This is a genomic window from Frankia sp. CoBUL1, assembly GCF_978021245.1.
In genome coordinates this window covers 1-7,001 of the sequence record NZ_CDXDOS010000185.1, presented here as the reverse complement: position 1 = coordinate 7,001, position 7,001 = coordinate 1, and the positions used below count along the sequence as shown (strand labels likewise).

General features: G+C 69.2%; 5 protein-coding genes. 3 read left to right on the top strand and 2 right to left on the bottom strand.

Going from position 1 to position 7,001, the window contains the following annotated elements; all coding sequences use genetic code 11:
- Positions 1-1,013: 1,013 nt before the first annotated feature.
- Complete coding sequence (locus AC08OX_RS13165) at positions 1,014-1,844, top strand: bifunctional 5,10-methylenetetrahydrofolate dehydrogenase/5,10-methenyltetrahydrofolate cyclohydrolase (protein WP_476608085.1); 831 nt, start codon at positions 1,014-1,016, stop codon at positions 1,842-1,844.
- Positions 1,845-1,887: 43 nt separating this feature from the next.
- Here AC08OX_RS13165 and AC08OX_RS13160 read toward each other — a convergent pair whose 3' ends face one another.
- Both AC08OX_RS13160 and bioA read right to left on the bottom strand, forming a co-directional pair.
- Entirely contained in the window at positions 1,888-3,336 is a 1,449-nt protein-coding gene (locus AC08OX_RS13160; RefSeq protein ID WP_476608084.1) for a sensor domain-containing diguanylate cyclase, read from the bottom strand.
- A 680-nt stretch (positions 3,337-4,016) separates the two neighbouring features.
- Complete coding sequence (gene bioA, locus AC08OX_RS13155) at positions 4,017-5,303, bottom strand: adenosylmethionine--8-amino-7-oxononanoate transaminase (protein WP_476608086.1); 1,287 nt, start codon at positions 5,301-5,303, stop codon at positions 4,017-4,019.
- A 379-nt stretch (positions 5,304-5,682) separates the two neighbouring features.
- On the opposite strand from bioA, the gene AC08OX_RS13150 reads away from it, so the two are divergent.
- Complete coding sequence (locus AC08OX_RS13150; RefSeq protein ID WP_476608083.1) at positions 5,683-5,859, top strand: hypothetical protein; 177 nt, start codon at positions 5,683-5,685, stop codon at positions 5,857-5,859.
- A 272-nt stretch (positions 5,860-6,131) separates the two neighbouring features.
- A complete protein-coding gene (locus AC08OX_RS13145) occupies positions 6,132-6,998 on the top strand; it encodes a rhomboid family intramembrane serine protease (RefSeq protein WP_476608082.1) in 867 nt (288 codons plus the stop codon).
- Positions 6,999-7,001 lie beyond the last annotated feature (3 nt).

Sequence of the window (7,001 nt, the reverse complement as noted above, 5' to 3'; positions counted from 1 at the left end):
CGCGGAAAGGCTCACTCACCGAAGCTGACGTGCCTTCAACGAGGGAAACTCCCCGGTCGCGGAGAGTCGGCGGCCAGGAATAAAACCAGAAGAATCGCACGGATGGTCGTGCGGGCGGATGACTTCATCTCGATACTCCACGTCGTGGTCAAGGACGGGACGTCTCCATGGTGGCCGAGAAGAGAAGCAGGACAATAAACTCGGGAAAATGGTGATGATATACCCTCGCTACCTACCTGACATCAAGTTCCGTGGACTCATCGCAGCAGGACGAATTTCGCATTCATATCGCTACATCCGGCAAGCCTGCCGAAGTTCCTGAGCACAGCCAGTGTGGCGGGTGGCTCGGGATGCGGCGTAGCGGGCACCGGACGCTTCCGGCCAGGTGCGTCGTTTCAGGTGCGTCGCTCCGGCCGTCCGTAGATGTCACAGCGAGGAGCGGGCCGCTACGTGCCGCGAGCGCCGGCCGACTCGAACGATCGCGAACGTCGACGACCGGCCAGCCCACTCCGCCGGACCGCACCACCTGCCACCATCACCCCGAACCGGGAAGATCATATCTAGTAATACACGGATTTCCGCTCGGCAATCGCCCACCTCGGCTGCACCACCGCACAGGGGCGGGCCTCTTCCGGAAGGATTTCCCCGGGAGGATCCGTTATTCCGAAAATCCGAGGCACGAGAACCGACCGGTCTGGAACCGAGCGTTCTGGAACCGAGTGCACCGAGCCGCCCTGGCGTGCTCCCCCGCGCAGGTTAGCTGCCCACGCGCCTTGCTACGGTACAACCGTGCCCGCCGCCGCTCGCTCGCTGCGCCGGCGCATCCCGGGCCTTCCCCAGGTTTCGCGTGGTGGGCCAGGACGGCATAACCCGCGCGAGTGCGGGAAAGGCCTGCGGACAGCGGTGACTTGTCCGTGCGGAACGGCCCGGACGTGCGGAACGGCCCGGAGGACCATCAGGACCGCAGGGCCACGGGAGCCAGACCACGAGAACGACGAGGATCGGAACGGCACATGAGGATGCTCGACGGGCGGTCGATGGCCGCCGAGATCGGCAGGTACGTGGTCGACGAGGCCGAGAGGCTGGCTGCGGCGGGAGTCACGCCGACCCTGGCGGTGGTCCTGCCGACCGCGGATCCGGCAGCGTATTCCTATGCCGAGATCATCGAACGGACCGCGGGCAAGGTCGGCGTGCACTGTGTGCTGCATGAGCCGAAGGGCGAGCCTGCGGCGATCCTCGACACGATCGACACCGTCGCCGCCGATCCGACCGTGCACGGGATCATCGTCCAGACGCCGCTGCCAGGCGGGCTGACCTCCCGCGAGGTCGGCGAGCACATTCCGACGGCCAAGGACGTCGACGGGATGAACCCGAGCAGTCTCGGCCGGCTCGCGCTGGGTCTGCCGAGCTTCGCGCCGGCCACCGCCGCCGCGGTGGTGGAGATCCTCACCCGGGCCCGCATCCCGATGTCCGGCGCCCGGGTATGCGTGATCGGCCGCGGCCCAGTGGTCGGCAAGCCGGTCTCGCTGCTGTTGCTCGCCGAGGACGCGACCGTGACGATCTGCCACTCCCGGACCAAGGGACTGGTGAGCATCGCCCACGAGGCCGACATCATCGTGTCCGCCACCGGCCATCCCCGCCTCGTCGGCGCCGGCTTCGTCCGCCCGGGTGCGACCGTCATCGACGTCGGCACCGTCGTGACCGAGACCGGGCAGGTCGGTGACGTGGACGCCGCGGCCGTCTCGTCCGTGGCGGGCGCCCTCACCCCGGTGCCGAGCGGCGTGGGACCGGTCACCACGATGCTCCTGCTGCGCAACACGATCCGGGCGGCGCGCGCCGCCTGATCGGCACACCGGCCACCTGGCATCAGCGGAGCCCGCAGCGGCCTCAGACGGAGCTGTAGACCGGCCCGGCGAGCCGTACCCGGTTACGACCATCGGCCTTGGCCCGGTAGAGCGCGGAGTCCGCACGGGCGATGAGACCGGCGAGGTCGCCGCGGGGGCCGTGATGTGTCGCGACTCCCACGGACACGGTAACCGACAGGGGAGGCCGGCCCTCCAGCCGGCAGTGGGTTCCGGCGACTTGGCGGCGGATCCGTTCCGCGACATCGGCCGCGTTCTCCAGCTCGACCTCGGTGAGCAGCACCACGAACTCCTCGCCCCCGAACCGTCCGACGAGATCCCGGGGGCGGGTGGCCGCCCGCAGCGCGTCCGCCACCGCGATCAGAATGACGTCCCCGATGAGATGACCAAACCTGTCATTGACCCGCTTGAAGTGGTCGATGTCGACCAGGAGCACCGACAGCGGACGCCCCACCTGGCAGGCCCGGTTGATCTCGCGTTCCGCCACCCGGCGCCAGTACGCCGGGTTGGCCAGCCGGGTCTTCGCGTCGGACCGCGCGGCATGCAGGAGCTCGGCGTGCAACAGGCTGCGTTGCAGCAGCAGGACGGGGGGCGTGATCGCCAGCATGAGCAACGGGTTCGCCACCCACAGCACCGCGACCACGATCGACGAGCAGATCTCGGCGGCCTGCGCGGGCACGAGGTCGCGGCACGCATGCCGGAGCGGGGTCCGGGCTGGGATGACAGGTGACGGGACGACCCCGGTCCGGTCCGGCCAGCCCGGCCGGGCTGGACCGGCCGCCACACCGGAGCACGAATCGAGGCTCTCCCGACCGTCGGACGTCGCCATCCCCATCACGGTCAGCCTCATCCCCATCACGGTCAGCCTCGCCACGACCGGGTAAACCGCAACCGCGGCGAGGAAGGCCAGCACCGCGACGCCGGACCCGACGAGGTTGTCGACGGTGAACGGCCCTCGATCGGGGCTAAGCAGCAGATGGACGCTGGAGGCACAGAAGCCCGCGATGCCCAACGCCGCGGCGTGGAACACGCGCAGATGCGGCGGCTGTACTGGATCACGACGGCCGGCGAGCCAGCACAGCGGCAGGCTGATAACCGCCGGGTAGAACGGCGGCAGCAGGACCGCCGCCGCCACCGTCCAGGTGGACAGCAGGTCATGACGTCGGGCCCCGGGAACGGTCAGATCCTCACCCAGCCGTCCGGACGCCACCACGGCCAGCGCCCCGAGAACAACGAAGGTGGCGGAGGCCGCGAGGTCGGTCCATCGCGGACGCAGACCCGCCGCCGCGAACCCGGCCATGCTCAGCCAGCAGAAGACTACGATGAACCCCCGCCGCATCAACCCCCCGGGCACGCGCCACAGCATCCAGCCGTGGCCGAGCAGGCGCAGCACGGCCAGGCGAGGGCCGGCCAGGCGAGGTTCCGTGACGTGGGCGCCGGCCAGGCGAGGGCCCAACGGCGGAGGGCCGATCATCCGGGGGCCGACGGGTTCGGCGCTCGCGGGAGGGGCGGACGCTTCGCCTCGTGCCGCCCCGCGACCGGTCCGGGCAGTCGTGTCCGCTCCCCGCGTGGTCACCCCGCGGACTCGCCGCCAGCCACGCCGAAGGGTGCCCACCAGAACGGAACCCGCGCCCCGCGCCAGTCGTATGCGTAACGGCATTGGTGGATGGCCTTCCTCGTTCTTGTCCACGGCCGTACCCGGCCGGAACCGCCCGGTGAATCCAACCTGGTCGCTGCTACTTACGGTGAATCTTCGAGAACGAAGAGTACGAAGGCGCTTCGCCAATTCGCAACCGTCCGAATGCCGGTTCTTAGCCGTTCGCGGCGTCGCCGAGCCGTGTTTTCTCCCCGGCACGCGCGCGATAGTTGCCCAGGAAATGGCACCTGACCTGCGACGACGAATGCCGGGCCGAAGGAGGCGTCACGACGGGCCGCCCGGTCGCGTCGGCTGCGGGACACCGCCGAGAGACCACATCCGACACGCCCGGGAAACGGCACGTCCGCCGCCCGGAGACCAAGGACGGCCGAGGGAGGGACCGCCGAGGGACCAGCTCGATGCCCGCCGTCCGCTCCTGACACCTGGCGGCGGCGTAGGGACCGACGCGTCGGTAACGCGGACGAACCAGTAACGCGGACGAACCAGTAACGCGGCGATCAGGTGGTACGGGCGACCGCCTCGACCATCGCGGCGGCCAGGGTGGCCACGTCGGCGGGGGAGATGATGAACGGCGGCATCGTGTAGACCAACCGTCCGCACGGGCGGACCCAGACCCCGAGATCCACCAACAGCGGCTGGATCACGGTCATGTCGACGGGCTCCCGCGTCTCGATCACCCCGATGGCGCCGAGTACCCGCACGTCGGCGACCCCGGGCAGGTCGGCAGCCGGGGCGAGCCCGGCGGAGAGCCCGGCGGAGATCTCGCGCACCCGAGCCTGCCAGGGCGAGGAGAGGAGCAGGTCGATGCTGGCGTTCGCGACCGCGCTTGCCAGGGGGTTGCCCATGAACGTGGGGCCGTGCATGAACGTGCCGGCAGGCGAGTCGCAGACGCCCGCCGCGACCTCGTCGGTGCACAGCGTCGCGGCCATGGACAGGTAGCCACCGGTCATCGCCTTGCCCACGCACATGATGTCGGGGCTGATGCCGGCATGGTCGCAGCCGAACAGCTCGCCCGAGCGGCCGAACCCGATCGCGATCTCGTCGGCGATCAGCAGCACCCCGTAGTGGTCGCACAGCTCGCGCAGCCGCGCCAGCCAACCCGGCGCGTACCACCGCATGGCTCCGGTGCCCTGCACGACAGGCTCGCAGATGACCGCCGCGATCTCGTCGGCGTGCCCGGCCAGCAGCCCCTCGATCTCGGCGACGTGAGCGTCCTCACACGGCTCGTCGAAGGCGCAGGCCGGGGCGGAGGCGAACAGATGACGGGGCAGCAGGTGGCTGAACAGGTGATGCATGCCCGCGTCCGGATCACAGACCGCCATCGCGCCCGAGGTGTCGCCGTGGTAGCCGCGTCGGATGGTGAGCAGGCGCGTCCGGCCCGGCCGGCCCCGCCCGATCCAGTACTGCAGCGCCATCTTGATCGCGACCTCGACGGCGACGGAACCCGAATCGCACGGGAAGACCCGCCGTAACGGATCCGGCGTGATCGCCACGAGGGTCTCGGCGAGGGCCACCGCCGGCTCATGGGTCAGACCGCCGAACATCACATGGGACATCGTCTCGAGCTGCCCGCGCACCGCCTCGTCGAGCACGGGATGCCGGTAGCCGTGAATCGCCGCCCACCACGACGACATCCCGTCGATCAATTCCCGGCCGTCGGTCAACGTCAGCCGGGTCCCCGCGGCGGATGCGACCGGGAAGAGCGGCGTGGAGCCGGATACCGAAGCATACGGATGCCAGACCACCCGCCGATCGCGGGCGACAAGGTCGCCCACGTCCGCCACCGGGGTCTGGGGCCGGGGGGTGAGCGCGGGCGGCGGGACGGCGATCGTCGAACGAGGGGTCACCTCCCCACTCTCGCCCATCCCGGTCGACGGCGGTGGCCTGGGTGGCGCTGGCCCGGGCCGATCGTCGTACGTCTCACACAACTGCGGTCTCACACCACTGCGTCACCCGCCCGAGCTCGTCACCCGCCCGTCCTGCCCTCGAACCCCAACCCGACAGGAGTCCAACTCGCGGCTACCCCCACTCAGTCGGCGGCGTCGAGGACGGCGAGCGCTTCGACGAGGACGAGGAAGTCACGGGGCAGGTCGACGCACACGGTGGTCCGGGCCGGGAGGGGTCCTTGACCCAGATCGCATAGACCGTGTTGAACTCCTCGAGATGGGCGCTATTGGTCAAGCGGACGCGCATCATGATGACATCATCGAAGGTGACGTCGGCGGCGGCGACGCCAGGGGCACGACCGATGTCGTGCAGAAGCGCCGCAGCGACGACATCGGCATCCGCACCAGACCGCCGTGCTTGCTCGGCGGTCTGGCGCGTGCTCCAGCTGGTTGACGCCCCCGTCCTCGTACGGATTGCCTTCCAGCCCACGCAGTATCGCGAGGATGCCAGGAACTGTGAAGTGAGGTAGTGCGGATGGTTCGCCTTCCATGGTTCGCCGTCTCGGTCGACCGACCCCTCGGCCAGGGTGAGGCCAAGTTTCCCGGCGGCGGCATCGCCCCGGTGTGATCTTCGCGGCGGAGGCGGAGGCGGAGGCCTCTGGCTGATCGTCGGCTAGGAGTGCCAGGTAGGAGTAGTTGCCCAGGCGCATCGGGCAGGATGTCAGTGTGGTCATCCCGATTCACGACATCAATCCCCTGCGCCGCCGCCCGGTCGTGACCTGGCTGCTCATCGCGGCGAACGTGGTGATCTTCGTTTTCTTCGAACCGGTGGTCAGCTCGGTCGCCGGCACGGAGACGTCGGCGGCACAGAACATCTGTGAGCAGCAGCGGTTCTTTCAGGAGTGGGGCGCGATCCCGTGGGAACTGGTGCACAATGCGCAGCTCACCGCCGCGAACTCCGGCCGGGTCGGGGTGGATGCGGCCGGCAACCCGGGATGCATCGTGGAATCACCGCCCAGCTTCGACAAGATCCCGGTGCTGTCGGTGCTGACCTCGATGTTCCTGCATGGAAGCTGGCTTCATCTGATCGGCAACATGCTGTTCCTCGGGGTCTTCGGCAACAACATTGAAGATCGCATGGGCAGGCTGCTCTACCCGCTGTTCTACCTGGTCTGCGGATACGCCGCCGGGTACGGCTTCGCCTTGTTGGAGGGTGGGTCGACGAACACCCTGATCGGCGCCTCCGGCGCGGTCGCCGGCGTGTTGGGGGCCTATCTGGTGCTCTTCCCACGGGCCCGCGTCATCGGCCTGGTCTCCGTCCTGTTCTTTCTGCCGTTCTGGCTGCCGGCCTGGATCGTCCTCGGTTTCTGGTTCGCGTTGCAGTACATCTACTTCACCGGATTCGGCGTCGCCGACGGCGGTACCGTGGCGTACGGAGCACATGTAGTCGGCTTCGCGGTCGGCGCGTTGCTCGTCATGCCGTTCATCAGCCGGCTGCGAGCCGCCGGCCCCGGGACGCCGCTCCGGGTGCCCCAACACGGCTGGATTCGCGGCACGGGGAACTCGTCGGCCCGCCACCGCCGCCCCTACTGAGCC

What these genes read in the sequence shown, in the direction of transcription:
- AC08OX_RS13165 (WP_476608085.1), top strand. Translation starts at nt 1,014, where the DNA reads ATGAGGATGCTCGACGGGCGGTCGATGGCCGCCGAGATCGGCAGGTAC.
- AC08OX_RS13160 (WP_476608084.1), bottom strand. Translation starts at nt 3,336, where the DNA reads ATGATCGGCCCTCCGCCGTTGGGCCCTCGCCTGGCCGGCGCCCACGTC.
- AC08OX_RS13150 (WP_476608083.1), top strand. Translation starts at nt 5,683, where the DNA reads ATGGGCGCTATTGGTCAAGCGGACGCGCATCATGATGACATCATCGAA.